This window comes from Gracilimonas sp., from assembly GCF_035704785.1.
Lineage (GTDB): Bacteria > Bacteroidota > Rhodothermia > Balneolales > Balneolaceae > Gracilimonas.
This window is the reverse complement of the sequence record NZ_DASSWP010000219.1, coordinates 1-20,490: the sequence shown is the minus strand read 5'-3', so window position 1 is coordinate 20,490 and position 20,490 is coordinate 1. Positions and strand designations below refer to the sequence as shown.

The following is a 20,490-nucleotide window of genomic DNA, read 5'->3' as shown; positions in this document are numbered from 1 at the left end:
TGCTGCATTGCATGGGATTCTAGGAGACCATGTGGCTCAGAAAGGCTCGCTGGTGGATGAACATCATCTGCGTTTCGATTTCTCTCATTTTGAAGCCATGACCGATGAGCAATTGGATGAAGTAGAGCAGTTGGTGAATGAAAAGATCCAGGAAAATATCCCGCTGCAGGAAGAGCGCAACGTGCCAATCGCCGAAGCTAAAGAGCGCGGAGCGATGATGCTGTTCGGTGAAAAATATGGTGAAACCGTGCGCGTGATCACCTTTGATGAAGATTATTCTGTGGAATTATGTGGAGGTACGCACGTAGGTGCTACCGGTGAGATCGGTTATTTTCGGTTCACCAATGAAACTTCTGTAGCTGCAGGTATTCGCCGGATCGAGGCGGTTTGCGGAGCTCAGGTCGATAAGCTTCTGCGTGATGAAAAACGATTATTGCAGCAGGTAAAAGGAACCATTGGCCAAACCCAAGATCTGGCGGCAGACGTTTTGAAGCTGATCGAAGAGAAAAAAGCTCTCGAGAAGGAACTCGAAAAAGTGCAGATGCAAAACACCGGTGCCAAGCTGGAAGAACTGATCCAAAGTGCCGGTTCACTAGATTCAGGCATCAAACTGGTAAAAGGCGAAATTCCCGGCGCGGACATGGATGCGTTGAAGCAGCTTGGTTACGATGGCCTTCAAAAAACAAAAAAAAATACGGCCATCATATTAGGTAGCAAAGATGAGGAAGAAGGTAAAGTCTATCTGATGGTAGCAGTAACGGATGACCTCATTAAGGAAAAAGGATTGAAGGCCGGCGCATTGGTCGGTCAGCTTGGACGATTGGTTGGAGGCGGAGGTGGCGGTCAGCCAAATTTGGCAACTGCCGGCGGACGTCAGCCCGAAAAACTGTCCGAAGCTTTAGAGAAAGTGAATGAATTGATCGAGGAATCTATTTCTTAATCAAAAGAAGTAATAGAACACAGATAATATTTAATACAAGCACTAGCGCAAGCGTTCCCGATCCCGAATTGTCGGGACGCGGTGTTAGTTCAGGTAAGTTTGGTCCAAGCGGGACGCTTGAACCAGTTTGGAGTATCATCCGCGTTCTATTCGATGGTTTAAGAAGGCGCAGAATCAATCACAAAATCTTCATAAAAATTGGATATATTTGCGTCCCTTTGACGAAAAGTTTGATATCAAAACATAATTATGGCTAAGAAAAAGAAAGACGAAGTTAATTTTGCCCCTCGTGGGATCGGAGATGAGAAAGACGGCGCCGTCCAAAAAGGCGTGGATCTTCCGGCTCCCACCAAAAAGAAACATAAATCCCTTGGCTTGAGTGAAGATGACCTCAAGGCTATGTATGAGCAAATGTATCTTCAGCGACGGTTTGAAGAGCGTGCCATGCAGCAGTATCAAAAAGGTAAATTCGGTGGGTTTCTACACCTTTATATTGGCCAGGAAGCCGTTTCAACCGGAACGGTGTTTGCGCTGAATGATGACGATGATATTATCACTGCTTATCGTGACCACGGCTGGGGATTGTGCAGGGGCATTACCCCGGATGAAGGCATGGCTGAATTGTTCGGTAAGAAAACCGGATGCTCAAAAGGAAAGGGCGGTTCCATGCACTTTGCCAAAACCGAAAATCATTTCTGGGGAGGTTACGGAATTGTAGGTGGTCATATCCCCATCGGCGGCGGACTCGCATTCGCGAACAAATACAATCAAAACGGACGTATCTCGGCAACCTTCTTCGGTGACGGAGCGGTAGATCAGGGCGCACTTCACGAAACCTTAAATATTGCCAACCTCTGGAAATTGCCGGCTATTTTTGCGGTAGAGAACAACGGGTATTCCATGGGAACTGCGGCTCGCCGCCATACGGTTACCGAGATCGTGGATCGCGCCAAAGCCTACGGCATGAAGAGTAAAGTGGTGAACGGAATGGATGTGTTTTCCGTGTATGAAGCCATGAAGGAAGTTTCTGAAGAAGTTCGCGACAGTTCAGAACCGTATTTCTTAGAGATTAGAACCTATCGCTATCGCGGTCACTCCATGTCAGATCCACAGAAGTATCGTGATAAAGAGGAGCTTGAAGAGTATCAGAAGAACGATCCTATTGAGCGATTGAAAACTTATCTCAAGGATGAAAAGATCCTTAAGGACAAAGAAATTGAGGAAATAGAAGAGAAGGTAGAACAGGAAGTGCTAGATGCCGTGGAGTTTGCGGACAATTCTGACTTCCCGGATGAATCGGCCCTTTACGACGACATGTTTGCCGAAGACGAACCCTATTTCCACAAATAATTTTTTAAAACTGAGCACATAAAGTAATGGCTGAATTACAATTTAGAGAAGCAATACGAGAGGCAATTGACGAGGAAATGGCCCGTGAAGAGAAGGTCTTCATTATGGGTGAGGAAGTTGCCGAATACAATGGTGCGTATAAAGCCACCGAAGGACTTTTAGATAAATACGGCTACAAGCGCGTGATCGATACCCCTATCTCCGAGCTAGGCTTTGCCGGAATTGGAGTAGGTGCTGCGATGAACGGACTTCGTCCCATTATAGAATTCATGACCTTCAACTTTGCAGTTTTGGCTGCTGATCAGATCATTAACCACGCTTCGAAAGCTGGCTATATGACCGGCGGACAAATTTCGATGCCGATCGTATTCCGAGGCCCGAATGCCTCTGCGGGTCAGTTGGGAGCAACACACTCTGTATCATACGACACTATGTATGCGCACTTCCCCGGACTGAAAGTGATCTACACTTCCGAGCCTGATGATGCCAAAGGACTTCTGAAATCTGCCATTCGTGATGACAATCCCGTGATATTCATGGAATCTGAGCAGATGTACGGAATGAAAGGGGAAGTTTCCGAAGAAGAAGATTACATCATTCCGATAGGGAAAGGAAAAGTGAAACGTGAGGGCAGTGACGTGACGATTGTAGCTCACGGAAAAATGTATCACGTTGCAAAAAAAGCTGCTGCACAGCTTGAGAAAGACGGAGTGGATGTGGAAATTATTGATCCAAGAACGGTGAAGCCGCTGGATCTGCCGCTGATTATTGAATCCATCAAAAAGACCAACCGTTGTGTGGTTGTAGATGAAGCGCATCCGTTTGCCGGATTTGCCGCTGAGATCGGTTTTTTGATCCAGCGAGAAGCATTCGACTATTTGGATGCTCCCGTTCAGCGTGTTACACTTCCTGATGTGAATGCACCGTTTGCGAAGAATCTTTTTGATGCCTGGTTGCCGAACGCTAAGGATGTGATCGAAGCAGTAAATCAGGTTACCTATAGGAATTAGGCAAAAGTGAAAAGGCAAAAGTGAAAAGTAAATTATAACTTTTCACTTTTGCGTTTTGCCTTTTCACTTATATGCCCGTTACATTGAATTACATTTACCAAATTGAACGAACAAACAACTTACTCAACAGTTTAGACTAAAGATTATGGCCATTAAGATTGAAATGCCGAAGCTCAGCGATACCATGGAAGAAGGGGTGATTGCATCGTGGAACGTGAAAGAAGGGGACAAGGTTTCAGCCGGTGATATTATTGCCGAAGTTGAAACCGATAAAGCCACGATGGAAGTGGAAGCCTTCGATGATGGAACCGTGCTCAAGATCTTGGTAGGCGAAGGTGATGCTGTTCCTTTGGGCGGACTCATGGCTGTGCTGGGTGAGGAAGGAGAAGATATATCAGATATACTGGAAGGAGCTGATAGCGGCGATTCCGGTAAATCAGAAGAAAAGGCCAAAGCCAAAGAATCTAAATCAGAAAAGAAAGAAGAAGAAAAAGAAAAATCGAAAGGTGATGGCGGTTCTTCCAAGCTGACTTCTCCGAAATCAGAAAACAAGTCTTCAAAAGAAGAAACTGCAGCATCTAGAGGTGAGCACGGTCGAATTCTTGCTTCTCCTTTGGCCCGTAAAATGGCTGAAGATAAAGGTATTGATCTGTCTCAGGTAAGTGGATCAGGACCTAACGGACGAATTGTAAAAGTAGACATTGAAGATTATAAGGAAACAGCTCCTTCAGTGGCAGCCTCAACACAGGGTTTTGAAAGTCTGGAAAGCCGGGAAGTGAAAGTTTCTCAGATGAGAAAAACGATAGGCCGCCGACTTTCCGAAAGTAAATTCAGCAGCCCACACTTTTATGAAACAATTGATATTGACATGAAAGCCGCAATGGCTGCTCGTGCTTCTATGAATGAAGCCAATGATGTAAAGATTAGCTTTAATGATATTGTAGTGAAAGCCTGTTCTGTTGCATTGACTCGTCATCAGGCAGTAAACAGCTCCTGGCATGGAGATGTGATCAAAGAGCACGGAGATGTACACGTAGCTGTTGCTGTGGCTATTGATGAAGGATTGATGTCCCCGGTTATCCGTCACTCTGACAAGAAAGGATTATTACAGATCTCATCAGAAACCAGAGAACTGGCTGAGCTGGCAAGGAATCGCAAACTTCAGCCTGAGCAGATGGAAGGAAGTACCTTTACCATCAGTAATCTTGGGATGTTTGGCATCGAAGAATTTACCGCCATTATCAATCCGCCAAACGCATGTATTTTAGCGGTTGGCGCTATACGCGATGTTCCTGTTGTGGAGAATGGCGAAGTGGTCCCCGGTAAGCGCATGAAAGTAACGTTATCCTCCGATCACCGAATTGTTGATGGAGCGAAAGCCGCAGAATTCTTGAATACCGTTAAGAACCTGCTGGAAAATCCACTTTCGATGCTGCTGTAGCAAATCACATAGTCAAAGTAATTGAAAGCCCCGTATTTGAATAAAGTACGGGGCTTTTATTTTATCTACCAAACGAATGGAAGACGGATGATTCGGATTGTACGGATGGTCACTGATTTTTAATTAGTTAGTACTACCAAAAACTGGTTCAAGCGTCCCGTTTGGACCAGCCTTGCTAAATCAACAGCGCATCTCTCCCGACAATTCGGGATCGGGAACACTTGTGCCAGCCAGTAGCTTGTTACAAATATTTATCTGTTCAATCCGGGACATTTGCGTTCTAATCCTTAGTCCTATACTATTCTCAAATTCGATTACATTTTCTAACAAACTTCTCAGAATTATTTCCGTAATTATGGCTCAATTCTGAATCTCAATTATAAGACCCATGAAATCAATTCTTTTTGCCACAACCATTTTTGTAATGGTTTTATCAGGAGCCGTACAAGCTCAAAATTCACCCGAACGGGAAGTACAGTCTACCATTGAAATGCTATTTGAAGGAATGCTTGAAGCGGATGGACAAAAAATCGCTGATTCTTTTACACCGGATGCCATTATGCAAACCATTGTTAAGAATGAAGAAGGGGACGTAATGGTTCGAAACGGAAATTTAGATGCATTTGTAAATAGCATCGGTTCAGCCGAACCGGGAAGGCTAAATGAAAGGATCGGCGGATATGAGATCAAGGTTGATGGAGAGCTTGCTTCGGCATGGACGCCCTATGAATTTTATGTAGGTGAAGAATTCTCGCATTGCGGAGTAAATTCCTTCCAGCTTATGAAAACTACAGACGGCTGGAAGATCTTTCACATTGTAGATACCCGCCGCAAAGATAATTGTGTGGAATAGCTAGCAGGCTTCAGCTCTCAGCCGTTAGATTTAGCGCGCTGAAAGCTGACGGCTGATCGCTGAAAGCTAATAACACGTAATTAAAAACATATCAGTCCATGAAAAAACTATACGTTCTGCTACTACTATTACTTTTTGGAGCACAACTTGCAACCGCCCAGGTAAGTGAAGAACAGCGTCAGCGAGATGTTGAAAACATCGATAATTTGATAGAAGCTTTATATGCCTCTATTTCCGGTGAGCAGGGTGAACCCCGTGATTGGGAGCGATTTCGAAACCTCGTGATTCCTGAGGCGCGGCTCATTCCGACCGGAAGTGATGGGCAGGGTAAAAATACGTACAACGTGATGACACCCGAAGAATTCATAGAAAATACCGATCCTTATTTTGTAGAGAATGGTTTTTATGAATATGAGATACACCGGGAAGAACATCATTACGGAAGAGTGGTACACATCATGAGTACTTACGGCTCTAAAAGGAGTAAGTCAGATGCCGAGCCTTTCAATAAAGGAATTAACAGTATTCAGCTTTTTAATGATGGAGAACGCTGGTGGGTGGTTACCATTTATTGGGCGCATGAATCTGAGAGCAATCCAATTCCCGAGAAGTACAGTGGACAGTGAAATGAATGATCAGTTCTGATCTTTGAGTAGACGATCTATCAGCTTCGCTTTTTCTCGGTCAACATACATTCCGTATGACATGATGAGCGTTCCTTTTACACCTTTTTTAGATTCTATGGCGTAAACAGTAGATTCACTACCGGGATCTGTTCCCTGATCAAAGGAGTGAGTCTCAACGATCTTAAGGTCGTCAACAGTGTATTCCACGTCTAGTTCCTTACAAGTAATACAGTTGTTACCTAATTCGTAGGTATGGTCAAATCCTTTGTCTTTCAGTGATTCGATAGCATCGGCTAAGTCTTTGTACATAAGAGTGTTGCTTGATTGATTTACTTATAATACAAATAAAAAAAGCCGCTCGTTCAAGCGGCTTTTTTGAAAAAATAATAGAGCTGTAGAATTAGCCGTTATTTTTAATGTCTTGGATCTCAAGGCGAATTTCCTGGGCCAATTTCTTTAGTTCTTGAAGGCCTTTGCGAGCACGTGTACCGGCTGCTTTATTTCCCTTGTCGTAGAATTTAGTCATTTCTTCTGTTGCTTCTTCTACGAGGTTTTTGATTTCGTCAACTCTACTCATTATGTAGCTCCGTTAAATTATATTTTAGTTTAAATTTTCTGTTTTCAGAATGTGCGTTGAAGCTATCCAATCGGGACTACTGAGTCAAATTAAATGTGCTTTTTTTTAAGTATTAAGTGATCTTTTTTCACTTTTTATCTGATATGGGTCACTTTTTTCAGATTTGGCCAATTTGCGAAGTCAGTTGCCGTGGTCATTTTGAGAGGATATCCAAAATCATGAAACTCTTTTGGAAGGGAGGCCTCTGCAAATTCATTTGAAATGTCACTCCATGACAACTTCATATCAGTTTCAGAAATGAGAATATCATCCTTTTCATTTTTTGAAAAGATCAGGATCTCGGTTTCTGTTAAAGACTCCGAGAGTGACCTGGTGAAATCAGTTAAAGGAACATGAACAGATTCCCCGTTTTCCTCAACAAGATTTGAGATCAGCAGATTTGGAGCCTTGTGAAAATCATTTAAAGCATCCATATCCAGATTGATATCATTAGCTTCTTTTTTAATGAGTCCTTTCTGAAATCCATGAATACCTATAGTGGCAACTCCCTGATCAGCGAATAATCCTATCAGTCGCTTATTAAGGTCTTTGATGGCGCGGAGTCGGGCATCTTCCCTCATCATGCCTGTTTGTATGAGTCGGTCTGTATAAGGGCTGTCACCGTGCACTATGATGCCTTTTCGGTCACCGTGCTTGGCTAGAGAGCGTGCAAAAGAAGTGAGGAAAATAGAATTCTCTAAATGTTCGTGATCCAGAACTGCAATAAAAGATTTAGGCATTTATTTTTTTAGGGATGTTGACTTAAAATTAAAAGGAAGCAGATCAATACTCAGATGCTCAGACGTTGTTCCGTCAGCATGGTGCAGTATGATATCATGATAAGGCAAGAACTCTGCTATCACCTGTCGACAAGCACCACAAGGGCTACTTACCTCACCTTTCTTAGTATGTATCTCCAATCGCTCAAATTCAGTGATCCCCGCTGTGATCGCTTTTGAAATTACAACTCGTTCGGCACAAAGTCCTTTAGTCCAGTCACTGACTTCCACGTTGACACCCTCAAAGTATGCTGTTTTTGTAAAAAGCATAGCTGAAACCGGAAAATCAGAATTTGGTGTCACCGCTTTTTCTAAGAGAATCTTGAGTTTAGAAAGAGGGACGGTATCAGTATCAATTGGAAGAGTAAGATCTTCCGTGTTCTCAAAGCGAAGTTCATCGGTCACGATCACTTCCAGGTCAAACTCTTGTACCCAAAAATCCAGCTGATCCAACTCTTTGTTCTGAACATATATTTTTGAAGGTATTTGTCCTTCACTTAAACAGATGCAACAAGCTGCCTGTACAGCAGGAATTGTTAAAGGATATGAGATATTCTCAATTCGTACTCCGGCGTAAGATGACCCTTTTCTGCTTTCTACTACACAAGCTTTGGGTTTATTTGAATAGGGTGTATACGCTTGAGTGTAAATTAAATTCCGGGTCATGTTAATTCATGATTGCAGAGTAAGCTGTGTCAGCAACTCTTGCTCTGATTTGGCTTATTGTTTTTCCGTATGATCTGTGTGGAAAAGTACGATTGGTTAACAAGATAACAGCCATATTTTTCTCCCGGTCTATCCACAAGCTAGTACCTGTAAAACCGAGATGACCAAATGTATCATCACTTGCAAGGCTTCCGGCTGTTGAAAACCCTTCTTCACTCTTACGGTCAAAACCCAAACCACGTCCGCTATGTTCCGATTGTTCAGTTGTGAATTGCTTTATGGTTTGAGGTTTCAGGTATTGCTGTCCTGAATACACTCCATTGTTAAGCAACATGGTGCTAAACTTAGCCATGTCGATGACGGATGAAAACAATCCTGCATGACCTGCAATTCCATCCATGAAATAAGCACGTTCATCATGAACCCTTCCTTTTACAAGTCCTCGACCAAAAACAGTATCAATTTCGGTAGGTGCTATACGGTTGACAAGCCAACTGCTGTTAATAGCCGGATTGAAAAAAGTGCTGTACATATTCATCGGAAAATAGAACTCATTCCGGGCATACACATCCAAAGATTTTCCGGTGATTTCGTGGACGATCTCGGCAAGGAGTATCATGCCAAGGTCACTATAAACATATTTACTTCCCGGTTCATAGGTAAGTGGCTCATTTTTAATGGCATTGACTATTTCACTGCGTTTTTTAAGTGAATCCACGTATACCCTAAATGGAGGCAGCCCGGTTTGGTGGAGTAAGATGTCCCTAATCGTAATATCTTTCTTTTCTTCCGTATCGAATTCTGGGAAAAATTTTGAGATCCTGTCATCCAGATGAAGTTTGTCTTCATCTATTAATTTCATTACTGATACAGTGGTCCCCATAATTTTTGTAATGGAAGCTACATCATAGACATCGGTATCCCGGACGGCTTCTGTTTTAGCATAATCCTGATATCCATATGCCTGATTATAGGCTAGTACTCCATCTTTTACTATCCCAACTACAGCCCCCGGGAATACAGAATCGCTAATGGCTTGATTTATAATATCATCGATCTTAAAAAGTTTGTTATGATCCAGGCCAACTTCCTCAGGATTACCAAACCTCAAGGTAGTGTGATTCATGTGAATACCGGCACCATGTTTATATAATCCTGGTATTTCTATGGGTAAATTTGAGGTTATTTTTGATGCACCAAACAAGGCAGGAACTACTGCTCGTATCTGCTGATTTGAATGGTACCATCCCAATACGTGAGCATCGGCTTCTTTTAAATCAGATAAAACATAAGGGTTACCAAATGAAATTAACAAAGAAGGTTTCTTCAAACGTGTTACCCGCTGTAAAAAAGATAGCTGATCAGAGGAAAGATGAATAGAATGGCCAAATCTCAGATTGATAAAAGAGCTGATCAATACTAAGTCAACTTCTTTAGCCTTTTGCAGCATTTCACGCTTTTCTTCTTCACTTGTACGATTATCATAAATGTAAGAAGCAACATTTGGGTGATAATCTCTCAGCCGGCTTACAAAGGAACTTCCCGTACTTCCTGACCTGTCATCAGCAACGGATATTACCATGATCCTTGAATGCTTGGCCGGAAGAAGAGGGAGGATGTTATCCTCATTCTTAAGAATAGTAACAGATTCCCTTGCTATACGGTCAGATACCGCACGATGAAAAGCAGTATTAATCTTGGTATCCAGATTTTCAATATCTACCTGATTGTCTTTTTCAAAAAGACCGTATTTCTGTTTCCATGTCATTAGTTTCAGGAAAGATCTATTGATCCTTTCTTCAGTGATCTCACCCTTTTTTACTGCATCTTCAACTTCATTGATGGCGGTATAAACATCAGGGCTGATAAGCATGATATCTGCTCCGGCATTCAATGCTTTTACAACAGCTCTTCCCGGGGAGTATTTTGAAGCGATGCCACTCATTTCCAACCCGTCGGTGATCACCATGCCTTTAAAGTTTAATGAGTCAGTAAGTATATGATTGAGGATCATTGGATCGAGAGTTGCCGGAAGGAAATTCTCGGTATTTAGTTTTGGAAAGGCAATATGGGCCGTCATGATACTTGAAATACCGCCATTAATGGCCGCCCGGAATGGGATAAGCTCAAGGGAATCCAGACGGTTATAATCGTAATTAACTACCGGGAGGGCGCTGTGAGAATCCACATCGGTATCGCCGTGACCGGGGAAATGCTTGGCCGTAGCTACAATACCTTCGCTTTGCACACCTTGCATAAATGCCGTGCCAAAAACGGCAACCATTTCAGGATCACCGGAAAATGAACGGACGTTGATCACCGGGTTATCAGGGTTATTGTTTACATCGAGAACCGGAGCATAAATCTGATGCACACCCAGAGCTTTTGCTTCAATAGCGGTGATCTTACCCATCATGAAAGCGTTTCGCTTGTCGCCAGTGGCAGCAACGCCCATAGCTGGGGTGAAACGGGTAGTTCCGGAAACCCGCATGGCGGCTCCAAATTCCATATCCTGAGATATCCAAAGAGGAAATTTGGCCATTCGCTGTAATTTATTGGTCATTACAGCCTGTCCATAAATATCACCTCTCATAAAGATGATACCCCCAATGTGGCTCTCTTCAACCAGTTTTTCCAGCTGTTTGAAACTTCTGGAATCTCTGTTTGTGAACTGACCTTCTGCCGGAACAAAAAATAACTGCCCGATCTTTTCCTCTAAAGGGGTGTTTATAACCAGGGAATCGAGATATTTTTCTGATTTTTTATCGAGCTTAAGTTCAGCGTAGTTCTTATTAACCCTCTGTCCAAATAAAAATTCAGATATACTTTGAGCCTGAACCGGGATATTACTTAGTGTCAGGATCCCAATTATAAATACAAGAGCTGCTTTTATTGTGTTGACCTTCATAGAAATTCCGAACGTAAATGAGCGTAAATGATATATTTATAGAGCTGTCTAAATGTACGTGTTACTAACAGACTACGCCAATGGTTTATTTTGACGATTGTTAATTCATTTTAAATTCTTTATTGAAAGGCTATATAAATACACTCTTACTGATAAGCGGGAAAATAATAGAAAATAATCTGAATGAATCTATAATTTCACTTTATTTCCAGTCAGTAAATGCTCATTATTAACATATGATAAGTGACGAGAAAAAAGAAGAAGTTCGCGCTGCAGCAGATATTGTGGAGGTAGTATCGGACTATGTAAAATTGAAGCGGTCTGGCAGTGGTTTTGTAGGCCTTTGCCCTTATCATGACGAAAAAACACCTTCTTTCAATGTTACACCCCGTCTGGAGATCTTTAAATGTTTTGGTTGTGGGGAGTCAGGGGATGTATTCAAGTTTGTGATGGACCAAGAGGGGGTTGGCTTTACTGAAGCTATACGCCAGATTGCGGAACGCTACGGGGTATTTATTCCTGAGGAAGACAATGAAGAGCCCAGCGAAACTACCCAGCTCAGAGAAGGAATTTTGCATGCTCTTAAATTTGCAGGGGTATTCTATTATCGAAACTTGATCGAAAATCCCAAAGCCGAAAAAGCGCTTAAGTATCTGGAGGGCAGAGGCTATGGCCGCGAAGTATTCAAGAAATACGGATTGGGCTATGCACCGGAAGGTGGTGAAGAACTATGGAAAGCTGCTAAGAATGCTGGCATCGATGAGCAGTATTTGGTTGAGGCTGATCTCATAAAACCCAGCAACCGGGGAAGCGGATTTTATGATACATTCCGGGGAAGGTTGATGTTTCCCATCTTCAATCCCACCGGTAAGGTGATCGCATTTGCCGGTCGTGTATTGGGAAATGAGAAAACAGCAAAATATATCAACTCTGCCCAGACAAAAGTCTACAATAAGAGCGATGTAGTGTATGGGGTTAACTTTGCAAGGAATGAGATCCGTAAAAACAAAGAAGTGATACTGGTAGAAGGTTATACGGATGTTATCACGCTTATGGAGCATGGGATCAGGAACGTAGTGGCAAGCAGCGGAACGTCACTCACCCCAGGACAAATGAAGGTCCTGCATCGATATGGGGAGAAGATCGTAATGATCTATGATTCGGACAGTGCCGGCCAAACAGCCATGAAGCGAGGTATTAATATTGCTTTGGCAGAGGGAATGGAGGTTGAGCTGCTTGAACTCCCCGAAGATCAGGATCCGGATTCATTTGTAAAGCAGTTTGGTAAAGAGTCATTTGAAGACCTTAAAAAAGAAGAAGCCGGTGATTTTGTAGATTTTCTTTTGTTGAAGGCCGGTGAGGAAGGCCGTTTAGATAAGCCCACTGAAAAGCCTAAAGTGATTACCGAGATACTGGAATCGATTGCGAATATCCGCGATTCCATTCAACGACAAGTATATGTGCAATATCTGCATCAAAAAATACAAAAGTTCCAGAAAGTGAAAGAGAGTGATCTTTTTGAGCAAATGGAACGCGTACTGAATGAAAAGCGCTGGGACGAAAAAAGATCGGAACGGCGTGAAGAAGTCCGCCAGCGCATTCAGGAAAACGAAAATACTTTTCCTGAAAATGAGGATGAACAACCTCCGCATCCCGGCAATAAAACATTGGCCGTCAGCTCTAAAAAGAAACCCCATTACGAAAAAGAACTTATCCGCTTGATGATCACGTATGGCAGGGCGATGGTGGAATATATCTGCTCATTCACAAACGCCAAGCTGTTTGAAGATGATGAGCTTCGGATGTTTTATGAGGATATCATTGAGCGCTATAAAGAAGAAAAAGAGTTTTCCTTAAATACCTATTCCGGTGAAAAAGTACCCTTTCCACGGTTGTTGGGAGATGTGTTTCTTGAAGCGCATTCTGCCAGTGACCGCCATGAAGAAAAAGTAGGTCTTAAATATGAGAAGGATAAAAATCCTTATAAAACGGCAAAAAGCTCAATTCGGGCTACTCAGATAAGTTTTTACAGGCGTAAACTCAATGAACTGGCTGACAGGATCGGATCAGCTAAAACTGATGAAAGGCTCGAACTAATGGAGCGACAAAAGGATGTTAAATCAAAGCTCACCAGACGGGAAACCGCCGACCCCGATGATCTCTATCCCGATCCGGAAAAAGGGATCAGCGATGAGGTTAATGAAAAAGTGTTTGAGTATAAGATGAAGGGTGAGAAGTGATAGATTGAGTGTTGAGAGTTGATAAAGTGATAAAAACAATGAAAAGCTCTCAAATCTGATCTAAAATAATTGTTGATTTTAGCTTATGAATTAAGTCATGGCTACTTCACTCATCAACTCTCAATTTCACAATTACCTGAAAAAATATATGTGGTACGATCCTTTTCATACCTAACTAAGTTTAATTACGGGTGAGGGCATAGACTAAAATATTGGCTCCCATCTGCAAAGCCTTTTGTCTCAAGGATTCGGGGGTATTGTGAACTTCAGCATCAGCCCAGCCGTCTCCAAGGTTTGATTCATAGCTATAGAAAACTACCAGCCGCCCTTCATAAAAGATGCCAAATCCCTGCGGTGGCTGATTGTCATGTTCGTGGATCTTGGGAAGCCCATTCTCGAAATTGAATACCTGATCGTAAATGGGGTAGCTGAATGGTATCTCAATGAAATCCTCGTTTGGGAAAATTTGCTTTATAACAGGACGGATATACTCGTCTAACCCATAATCATCGTCAATATAGAGGAATCCTCCGTTTTCCAGATATTCTCGGACATTCCGCGCTTCTGTTGAGTTTATGGTGATATTACCATGGCCTGTAAGAAATACAAATGGATAAGAATGCAATTCTGCACTACCAAGTGACACATCTTTATAAGTATTTGATATTCTTATTGGGAGATTGTCTTTAGTGTATCGGATCAGGTTCTGAAGGGCAGACGGATCATTATACCAATCTCCACCACCCCGATATTTAGCCCGGGCAATTTCAAATTCGCCTGAGGGCTGGGCTGGAAGGGAGGTCCAAAAAAATAAGGCAGCTAAAACAATAAGTATAGATCGAATCTTCATACTAAGAATCAGGACGTTTAACATAGGTTGTAACGGTGTCGGAAGCTAAGGCTCCAAATACGCCAATGCCACCTTCAACATGATAAATTACATTTTGGATTTCGCCCGGCGATAAAGTAGATCCGCCAAGCTGTACTTGTTGTGAACGCACAAAATCATAAATATTGTCATCGATGGTATTGGCAACGATCTTGTTTTCCTCATAAAAGGCGATGCCAATCCAGGGATATTTGATGGTAACGGTGCCATTTGGGTTCACTTCAAAATTACTTTCATTAATAATCCCAGAGTTATTGTTTGAAAAAAGGATAAGGTCTTCTTGGGGATTATCGCTGTCTTCAAAAAAACCAAAATACAAAGGGGTGAGGTTATCTGGGATGGGTCGCTGACTCAATGCATTGAATATAAAGATATTTTGCCGGCCGGGATACGAGCTTTCGCTGAGTGTTATCTCAAGCTGTTCAGATGACTGGTATACGATGCTGTCGCGAACGCCTCCGATTACGCGGAATGTATCTGGGACGGTAGTATGTGCTGAAATTGTTTGAGGCTGATCAGCAAATGAAATGTGCAGTTCATAGGTTCGAAGAGGCTGCACCTGGTGAATTTCATCTGTTTCATAAATGCCATTATCAGGATTTACATAGGTAAAAGTTTCCATAACGGCGCTTTTCGGACCGCTTTCTAACAAGCGCACTTCCACCAATGCATTATTTATGGCTAAGATCTCGAAGCTGTACAATTCATCATTTGGGGCAGTTTTTGAAAGCCTGATCTGTGGCAGTTGACGGTTTGCTACCAGGTAAGATTCCACCACATAAAGTTCCTCATAGTCATCTTGTGGATAGATATCACAGGAAACAATAAAAGCGGTAATAAAAAGAAAAAGTAGAAGTAGGTGTTTCATAACGCTAAAAGTTGACGGTGTAAGATAGGGATGGTAAAATTGGCAATAATCTGACCGGATCGACCTCAACGGGGTTCTCATCAAAATCAAAATTGTAGAACCAGACATTGCGTCGGGAATACACATTGATTATCTGTAGCTGTAACTCGGAATCCCCAAGGTCAAAGAATCGGCCTGATCGGGAAAAGGAGACATCCAGCCGGTGATAGTTTGGCAGCCGGGATGCATTCACTTTGCCGACGGTTAGCACATTAGGTTGATCATTGGTCCAGGGAAGATCGAATTGCACATAGCGGCCAAGAGCTTTGGTATAAGCCTGTCCGGTAGCAAAGTTGAAGGAAGCCGTGGCTTTCCAACGGCTGCTAAGTTCGTAGTTCCCCACCAGGTTCATGTCGTGCCGGCGATCATATTTAGGGGGGTAGAACCGGGCCGATTCACTTCCTCCGGAGAGTTCAGTATTGTACCCCGGAAATTTCCGCCAGGTATAACCGAGTGTATATCCCAGAAAGCCGGTGAATCTTCCGGCTCGTTTTTCGAAGAAAACCTCAAGGCCATATGCCTTTCCTTCGCCTACTCGAAATAAATCACCGTAGGCTAATCCGGCTACATCGGGGAGAAATGGATCGAGTTCAAATAGATCATTCATGCTTCGGTAATACACCTCGATATCCAGTCCATAGGTTTCAAAAGGAATGGTTTTGGCGCCCAATACAAACTGGTCACCATAGGCAGGAGAAACGCTTTCAGCTGATGTCAGCCAAACGTCGAAGCCGGAAAAAGCCTCATTGGTAATAAGGGTTAAGAACTGGTTATATCGGCCATAGGCAGCCTGAAATCGGATTCGATCGGTGGGGCGATATTCCATCGATAACCGTGGCTCAGCCCGAAAATAGCTTCCATCTGAAAAGTAATTAAGCCGTACCCCCGGGGTTAAAACCCAGCGTTCGGAGGGACGCCATTCATCCTGTAGATAAAAAGAGGCATATTGATTTTGGATACGGCTGCCAAAAGTGCCGGTGTTGTCGAAGGTGTCCTGGAGTTTGAAGGTGAAAATACCAGCCCAGATTCCCGTTTTTATGGTGTGATTCCCGCCCGGTAAATATTCAAGATCTGATTTCACTGAAAAGTCATAAATGTTATTGGAGCGGGTGAAGGAAGTCCCTCCTAAATCGAACTCCGGATAATTGAAATATCGTGATCCGGTTAAAACAAAATTTGAGAATAGTTTTTCTGAAAAAATATGGGTCCAGTTCCCACTGACGGTCTGGTTTCCATAATCGAGAGTAAATTCGGCGTCATCGCTAAAAGGAAAGATCACCCGGTCTTGCCCGGCATAGACTGCAAGGGAAAATTTATCACTTTCGGAAGCATCCAGGTTTACTTTCCCATTTACATCATAAAAGTAAAACTTACTGGGAACCCCATCAACTGATTGACGAAGCCCTGCAAGCAGGGGCTCGAGGGTAGAACGCCGAGCTGATAACATCCAAGATCCCTTGTTGTAAGGGCCTTCCACTGATAAGCGGGAAGCCAAAAGTCCTACCGTAGCAGAACCTGCGTTTTGGTTTCGGTTCCCGTCTTTGTTATATATGGTTAAAACAGAACCAAGCCTTCCTCCATATTCAGCCGGGTAGCCGCCCTTATACAATCGCACATCTTTGATAGCATCGGGGTTAAAAGTAGAGAAGAATCCAAAAAAGTGGCTGGGGTTATAAACGGTGGTACGGTCTAGTAAGATCAGGGTTTGGTCAGGACTACCGCCGCGAATGTATAATCCGCTTGAAAAATCAGAAGCGGCCTTCACACCGGGCAACAATTGAATAGATCGAAATACATCTGCCTCGAATACAGAAGGTAAATCCTTAATAAGCTCGGTTTTAATTTGTGCCGTACCGATGTTCTTTTGCTCTTCTTCTTCAGCCCGGGATCTTACCACAATTTCCTCAAGCTCAACATTTTCAGAGATCAGTTCTATATCTAGACGCAGATTTTCGCCGGCTTCAAGCGTGATCTCCTTTCTAAAAGGCCTATACCCTATATAGCTGCAAAAAACAGTATATGTACCCGGCGTCAGATTTGGAAGAGAGTAGTAACCGAGGGTGTTTGTGGATGTTCCCTTATTGATATCCTGAAAACCAACATTGGCGCTGATCAGTGTTTCACCGGTCTCAGAATCTGTGACGTATCCATTAATGGAGGCTGATTGCGCAATAACTGAAGATGAACTCCCGAAAAGTAATAACAACAGAAAGAAGTAAATTTGGCGCATATAAAAATCGAGTCAGTGCTTAAAATTTTGCCCTTTTAACGTAAAGAGAACTATTAAGTTTGGTTTGGTTTTACTTTTTTTGAGTGAATCGAACCTTCCTGAAATAACTTATAATCCAAGATCTCCCTGTTCACCTTCACCCGGTATGCCTAAATCGGTATCTAATTCCTGATTTATTTTCTTGATGAAATGAGCGGAAAGCATCGGCGATTCCTTCTCCATATTCTGATGAACGAAGAAGTAGAGTTTCTCCATTCCCTGATCTTTCCAAAACTTCAGTCGCTCTACCCAGTCATCGAGCCGTGTATAATCACTTTCGTGATTGGCTCCAACATAGCGAATAAATGCAACAGGGGAAGTGAGTCGCATATGCAGCAGATCTCGTCTTCCGGCGGTATCCGTGATCACATTTGCCACGTTATGCTTTTCAAAAAGTCGGTACACCTGATCGGCCACTGTAGCATCATTGAACCAATCGGTGTGGCGGAGTTCTATGGCCAATGGTATATCATTCGGCCATATCTCTACAAAATGCTGAACGCGATCAAAGTCTTTGGGTTTGAAATCATCCCTAAGCTGCAGGAAGATCATTTCCAGCTGATCACCAAAGCCTCGCATTCCGTGCAGGTATTCCTCAAGCGGAGCTTCAATACTTTTCAATCTTTTATAATGGGAAATGCTATTGTTTATTTTTGGAAAGAACTTAAAATCACCCGGTGTCTTTTCTATCCAGGCTTGGGCCTGATCAGGGCCGTACATTCGATAATGCGTGGCATTCAACTCAATGGAATTAAACTGACGGGAGTAGTAGGTAAGTTCATCTTTGATTCCTCTCGGATAAAATCCCTTCAGATCCGATTTGTTCCACTTTGCACACCCTACATATGCTTCAAGTTCTCCACCGCCTTTCTGATTCAATACTTTAAGGGTATCAGGGTGATCTTCGGGGAGGGTGAAGTCAATTGCTTCGGGATTTTCTACACTACCAAATTTCATAGGTTCGTTATTGGTTAATCGTTATTCGTGGACCCCTAATATAACGAATAACCAATAACGATTAACGAGTTTCGATTACAATAATGAGCTTAAAATTTCGTATATTTGGGGTAGTTCATTGACGTATTGGGGGTGTTCTGGATTCGACGGGTTGAGTATCACCGTTGGTTGCGTGTCGAGATTGTCCAATGATTCTCGTAACAACAATCATTATGGAACAAAAGTAATTGACAATAATTACTCATACCGCTTAGCAGCTTAAACTGTTGAGCCGTCCCGCCGGTTAAGTGCCTATCATTGCCGGCCCGGACGTCATACAAGATAGGATAGCGTTGAAGTGCTTTCTGTCGCTTTAACGTGAAACTTTAACAGGATAGTTTGAAGTCGCTTAGGTACTGGGCTCGGCTTCAGGCGAATGTCAATCAGTACCTACACATGTAGATGCTAACAGGTCTACCTTCCCGGACCGGGGTTCGACTCCCCGCACCTCCACAGGCAAGCGCTAAGTTATTTATTATAATTAACTTAGCGTTTTTTGTTTAAATAATATGTGCCCAAAATGTGCCCAAAAATGCTTGAATGCGCCCAGAATTCCGTATATTTAGGTCATAATTATAACTAATCAGGCTCAATATGAAAGCAAAAATACCAACCGTAAATCTTAGACCAAGAAGAGACAAAAAATCAGGAAAAATAACATCTTGGTTTTTAGATTTTAGAATTAACGGAAGTAGGGAGCGGCCAAGTTTAGGATCTGTCTCAAAAAATGAAGCTATTGAACTACAGAATAAGTTCATCCAAAAGCTCAAAACCCGGAGTGGTATTGAGTATGTACCTGAAAATTCTATAAGCTTAAGTGCTGCTATTGAGATGCATATCTCAGAGAAAGAAAAATCAGTAAAGGAGCGCACCTTAAAAAGGTACAAAGCACGTGCGCAAAAAATTGAGGATGCTATAGACGCTGCCGGTCGGCATTTATACAATGATATTAGCTTGCTTAATGAAAGCACGTTTGAGTTGATTGTAGAGGAGATAAAAAAGGCTAACAAATCTCAGCATTCAGTATATAACCTAACCGTGTTTTTAAAAGCTGTAGAAAATACCGCTGTTCATAAAAGATATATGAACAGAAAAGTTAGCACTAAAATTAAGGCTGAGAAACCTGCTAGAGGGTTAGATGTAAAGTTCTTTAGCCCTGAAGAGCTTAAGCTAATTTGGAAGCATTCAGACCCTTTTTATGAGCCTTATTTTAAGTTTATCCTTTGTACCGGTTTAAGGTTAGGTGAATTTGTAAACTTACGTTGGTCAGATGTTAATCTAGACGGTAATAAAATCAAGATAGATATTCACCGAGATAATGAGGGTAATATAATTTGGGAACCTAAAACAAAAGGCTCTGTAAGGTTTGTCCCTCTAAATGCTGAGGCAAAGCAGATCATTCTAGCACAGCAGGGCAAGGATTCTGTATATGTGTTCACTGCTAAAGATGAGTGTGATCATGCTGGGGCGGAGAACTTACCCGGAGCTTATACTGGTGGACAGTTACACGAACATACTGTTTATAATAATCTGAAGGCAGCTCTCAAAAAGGCTGGTATAGATCAGGATAAAAATGATAACGGAATGAATTCAAGAGCAGTTCATACGCTCCGTCATACATTTGCATCACAGCTTGCACAGAGTGGAATGACACTCGACAAAATTGGGCAATTTCTCGGTCATTCGAAGTATGAGACGACCCTTATCTATTCGCATTTGGCTCCTAGTTTAGATGCTGAGCTCTTGGATGTGATTAGTACTTAAGTAGAGTACTAACTCCTGATTCACGCACAAAATTAGCTCAAAATCTTACCCGATTTTGGGCTCTTTTTTTATATGGATTTTGAAATTTAAAAAATTGTCAATTAGAGGGTATATGTAGATATGCCGAAATAAAGATAAGCATTCTGAGAGGAAATATGAGCGAAATTTGAAGCAACTCAAAGTACTGTTAATTATAGGATTTACAAGAAAAAAAAGAGCAAAATCCCTTGACTCCT

The 20,490-nt window shown here is 42.4% G+C and carries 17 protein-coding genes and 1 other RNA gene; 9 read left to right on the top strand and 9 right to left on the bottom strand.

What is annotated here, in order from left to right:
• The 6 genes from VFM80_RS12600 to VFM80_RS12575 form a co-directional block, all read left to right on the top strand.
• Positions 1–940 (top strand): DHHA1 domain-containing protein (locus VFM80_RS12600; protein ID WP_395072202.1); only part of this gene is annotated, 940 nt, incomplete at its 5' end.
• Positions 941–1,189: 249 nt separating this feature from the next.
• A complete protein-coding gene (gene pdhA, locus VFM80_RS12595; RefSeq protein WP_395072200.1) occupies positions 1,190–2,290 on the top strand; it encodes a pyruvate dehydrogenase (acetyl-transferring) E1 component subunit alpha in 1,101 nt (366 codons plus the stop codon).
• 26 nt (positions 2,291–2,316) lie between these two features.
• Positions 2,317–3,300: a pyruvate dehydrogenase complex E1 component subunit beta gene (locus VFM80_RS12590; RefSeq protein ID WP_395072198.1), complete on the top strand. Its 984-nt coding sequence runs from the start codon at positions 2,317–2,319 to the stop codon at positions 3,298–3,300.
• 145 nt (positions 3,301–3,445) lie between these two features.
• Positions 3,446–4,741, top strand: a complete 1,296-nt coding sequence (locus VFM80_RS12585; RefSeq protein WP_395072196.1) for a pyruvate dehydrogenase complex dihydrolipoamide acetyltransferase — start codon at positions 3,446–3,448, stop codon at positions 4,739–4,741.
• Positions 4,742–5,129: 388 nt separating this feature from the next.
• Positions 5,130–5,594, top strand: a complete 465-nt coding sequence (locus VFM80_RS12580) for a nuclear transport factor 2 family protein (RefSeq protein WP_395072194.1) — start codon at positions 5,130–5,132, stop codon at positions 5,592–5,594.
• A 98-nt stretch (positions 5,595–5,692) separates the two neighbouring features.
• Complete coding sequence (locus tag VFM80_RS12575; protein WP_395072192.1) at positions 5,693–6,220, top strand: hypothetical protein; 528 nt, start codon at positions 5,693–5,695, stop codon at positions 6,218–6,220.
• A gap of 9 nt (positions 6,221–6,229) precedes the next feature.
• Here the strand turns inward: VFM80_RS12575 and VFM80_RS12570 are convergent, their stop codons facing one another.
• The 5 genes from VFM80_RS12570 to VFM80_RS12550 form a co-directional block, all read right to left on the bottom strand.
• Entirely contained in the window at positions 6,230–6,529 is a 300-nt protein-coding gene (locus VFM80_RS12570; protein ID WP_395072190.1) for a hypothetical protein, read from the bottom strand.
• 91 nt (positions 6,530–6,620) lie between these two features.
• Entirely contained in the window at positions 6,621–6,797 is a 177-nt protein-coding gene (locus VFM80_RS12565) for a histone H1 (RefSeq protein ID WP_290873054.1), read from the bottom strand.
• Positions 6,798–6,931: 134 nt separating this feature from the next.
• Positions 6,932–7,576, bottom strand: a complete 645-nt coding sequence (locus tag VFM80_RS12560) for a hypothetical protein (protein WP_395072187.1) — start codon at positions 7,574–7,576, stop codon at positions 6,932–6,934.
• Entirely contained in the window at positions 7,577–8,281 is a 705-nt protein-coding gene (locus VFM80_RS12555; protein WP_395072185.1) for a cytidine deaminase, read from the bottom strand. It lies immediately after the preceding gene.
• A 1-nt stretch (position 8,282) separates the two neighbouring features.
• The gene (locus VFM80_RS12550) at positions 8,283–11,189 is read right to left on the bottom strand and encodes a glycoside hydrolase family 3 N-terminal domain-containing protein (RefSeq protein WP_395072183.1); all 2,907 of its coding nucleotides are present in this window, start codon (positions 11,187–11,189) and stop codon (positions 8,283–8,285) included.
• 236 nt (positions 11,190–11,425) lie between these two features.
• Between VFM80_RS12550 and dnaG the strand changes: the two genes are divergently transcribed.
• The gene (gene dnaG / locus VFM80_RS12545) at positions 11,426–13,429 is read left to right on the top strand and encodes a DNA primase (RefSeq protein WP_395072181.1); all 2,004 of its coding nucleotides are present in this window, start codon (positions 11,426–11,428) and stop codon (positions 13,427–13,429) included.
• Between the two features lie 181 nt (positions 13,430–13,610).
• Here the strand turns inward: dnaG and VFM80_RS12540 are convergent, their stop codons facing one another.
• From VFM80_RS12540 to VFM80_RS12525, 4 genes are all read right to left on the bottom strand, one after another.
• A complete protein-coding gene (locus tag VFM80_RS12540; protein ID WP_395072179.1) occupies positions 13,611–14,279 on the bottom strand; it encodes a DUF4159 domain-containing protein in 669 nt (222 codons plus the stop codon).
• Position 14,280: 1 nt separating this feature from the next.
• Positions 14,281–15,186, bottom strand: a complete 906-nt coding sequence (locus VFM80_RS12535; protein WP_395072177.1) for a DUF4249 family protein — start codon at positions 15,184–15,186, stop codon at positions 14,281–14,283.
• A 4-nt stretch (positions 15,187–15,190) separates the two neighbouring features.
• A complete protein-coding gene (locus VFM80_RS12530) occupies positions 15,191–17,455 on the bottom strand; it encodes a TonB-dependent receptor (RefSeq protein ID WP_395072175.1) in 2,265 nt (754 codons plus the stop codon).
• Between the two features lie 108 nt (positions 17,456–17,563).
• The gene (locus VFM80_RS12525; protein WP_395072173.1) at positions 17,564–18,451 is read right to left on the bottom strand and encodes a DUF72 domain-containing protein; all 888 of its coding nucleotides are present in this window, start codon (positions 18,449–18,451) and stop codon (positions 17,564–17,566) included.
• Between the two features lie 128 nt (positions 18,452–18,579).
• Between VFM80_RS12525 and ssrA the strand changes: the two genes are divergently transcribed.
• Both ssrA and VFM80_RS12515 read left to right on the top strand, forming a co-directional pair.
• Positions 18,580–18,946: a transfer-messenger RNA gene (gene ssrA / locus VFM80_RS12520) on the top strand.
• 138 nt (positions 18,947–19,084) lie between these two features.
• Positions 19,085–20,254, top strand: a complete 1,170-nt coding sequence (locus VFM80_RS12515; RefSeq protein ID WP_395072171.1) for a tyrosine-type recombinase/integrase — start codon at positions 19,085–19,087, stop codon at positions 20,252–20,254.
• Positions 20,255–20,490 lie beyond the last annotated feature (236 nt).

Coding starts and splice junctions, on each gene's coding strand:
- pdhA (WP_395072200.1), top strand. CDS start 1,190: ATGGCTAAGAAAAAGAAAGACGAAGTTAATTTTGCCCCTCGTGGGATC.
- VFM80_RS12590 (WP_395072198.1), top strand. CDS start 2,317: ATGGCTGAATTACAATTTAGAGAAGCAATACGAGAGGCAATTGACGAG.
- VFM80_RS12585 (WP_395072196.1), top strand. CDS start 3,446: ATGGCCATTAAGATTGAAATGCCGAAGCTCAGCGATACCATGGAAGAA.
- VFM80_RS12580 (WP_395072194.1), top strand. CDS start 5,130: ATGAAATCAATTCTTTTTGCCACAACCATTTTTGTAATGGTTTTATCA.
- VFM80_RS12575 (WP_395072192.1), top strand. CDS start 5,693: ATGAAAAAACTATACGTTCTGCTACTACTATTACTTTTTGGAGCACAA.
- VFM80_RS12570 (WP_395072190.1), bottom strand. CDS start 6,529: ATGTACAAAGACTTAGCCGATGCTATCGAATCACTGAAAGACAAAGGA.
- VFM80_RS12565 (WP_290873054.1), bottom strand. CDS start 6,797: ATGAGTAGAGTTGACGAAATCAAAAACCTCGTAGAAGAAGCAACAGAA.
- VFM80_RS12560 (WP_395072187.1), bottom strand. CDS start 7,576: ATGCCTAAATCTTTTATTGCAGTTCTGGATCACGAACATTTAGAGAAT.
- VFM80_RS12555 (WP_395072185.1), bottom strand. CDS start 8,281: ATGACCCGGAATTTAATTTACACTCAAGCGTATACACCCTATTCAAAT.
- VFM80_RS12550 (WP_395072183.1), bottom strand. CDS start 11,189: ATGAAGGTCAACACAATAAAAGCAGCTCTTGTATTTATAATTGGGATC.
- dnaG (WP_395072181.1), top strand. CDS start 11,426: ATGATAAGTGACGAGAAAAAAGAAGAAGTTCGCGCTGCAGCAGATATT.
- VFM80_RS12540 (WP_395072179.1), bottom strand. CDS start 14,279: ATGAAGATTCGATCTATACTTATTGTTTTAGCTGCCTTATTTTTTTGG.
- VFM80_RS12535 (WP_395072177.1), bottom strand. CDS start 15,186: ATGAAACACCTACTTCTACTTTTTCTTTTTATTACCGCTTTTATTGTT.
- VFM80_RS12530 (WP_395072175.1), bottom strand. CDS start 17,455: ATGCGCCAAATTTACTTCTTTCTGTTGTTATTACTTTTCGGGAGTTCA.
- VFM80_RS12525 (WP_395072173.1), bottom strand. CDS start 18,451: ATGAAATTTGGTAGTGTAGAAAATCCCGAAGCAATTGACTTCACCCTC.
- VFM80_RS12515 (WP_395072171.1), top strand. CDS start 19,085: ATGAAAGCAAAAATACCAACCGTAAATCTTAGACCAAGAAGAGACAAA.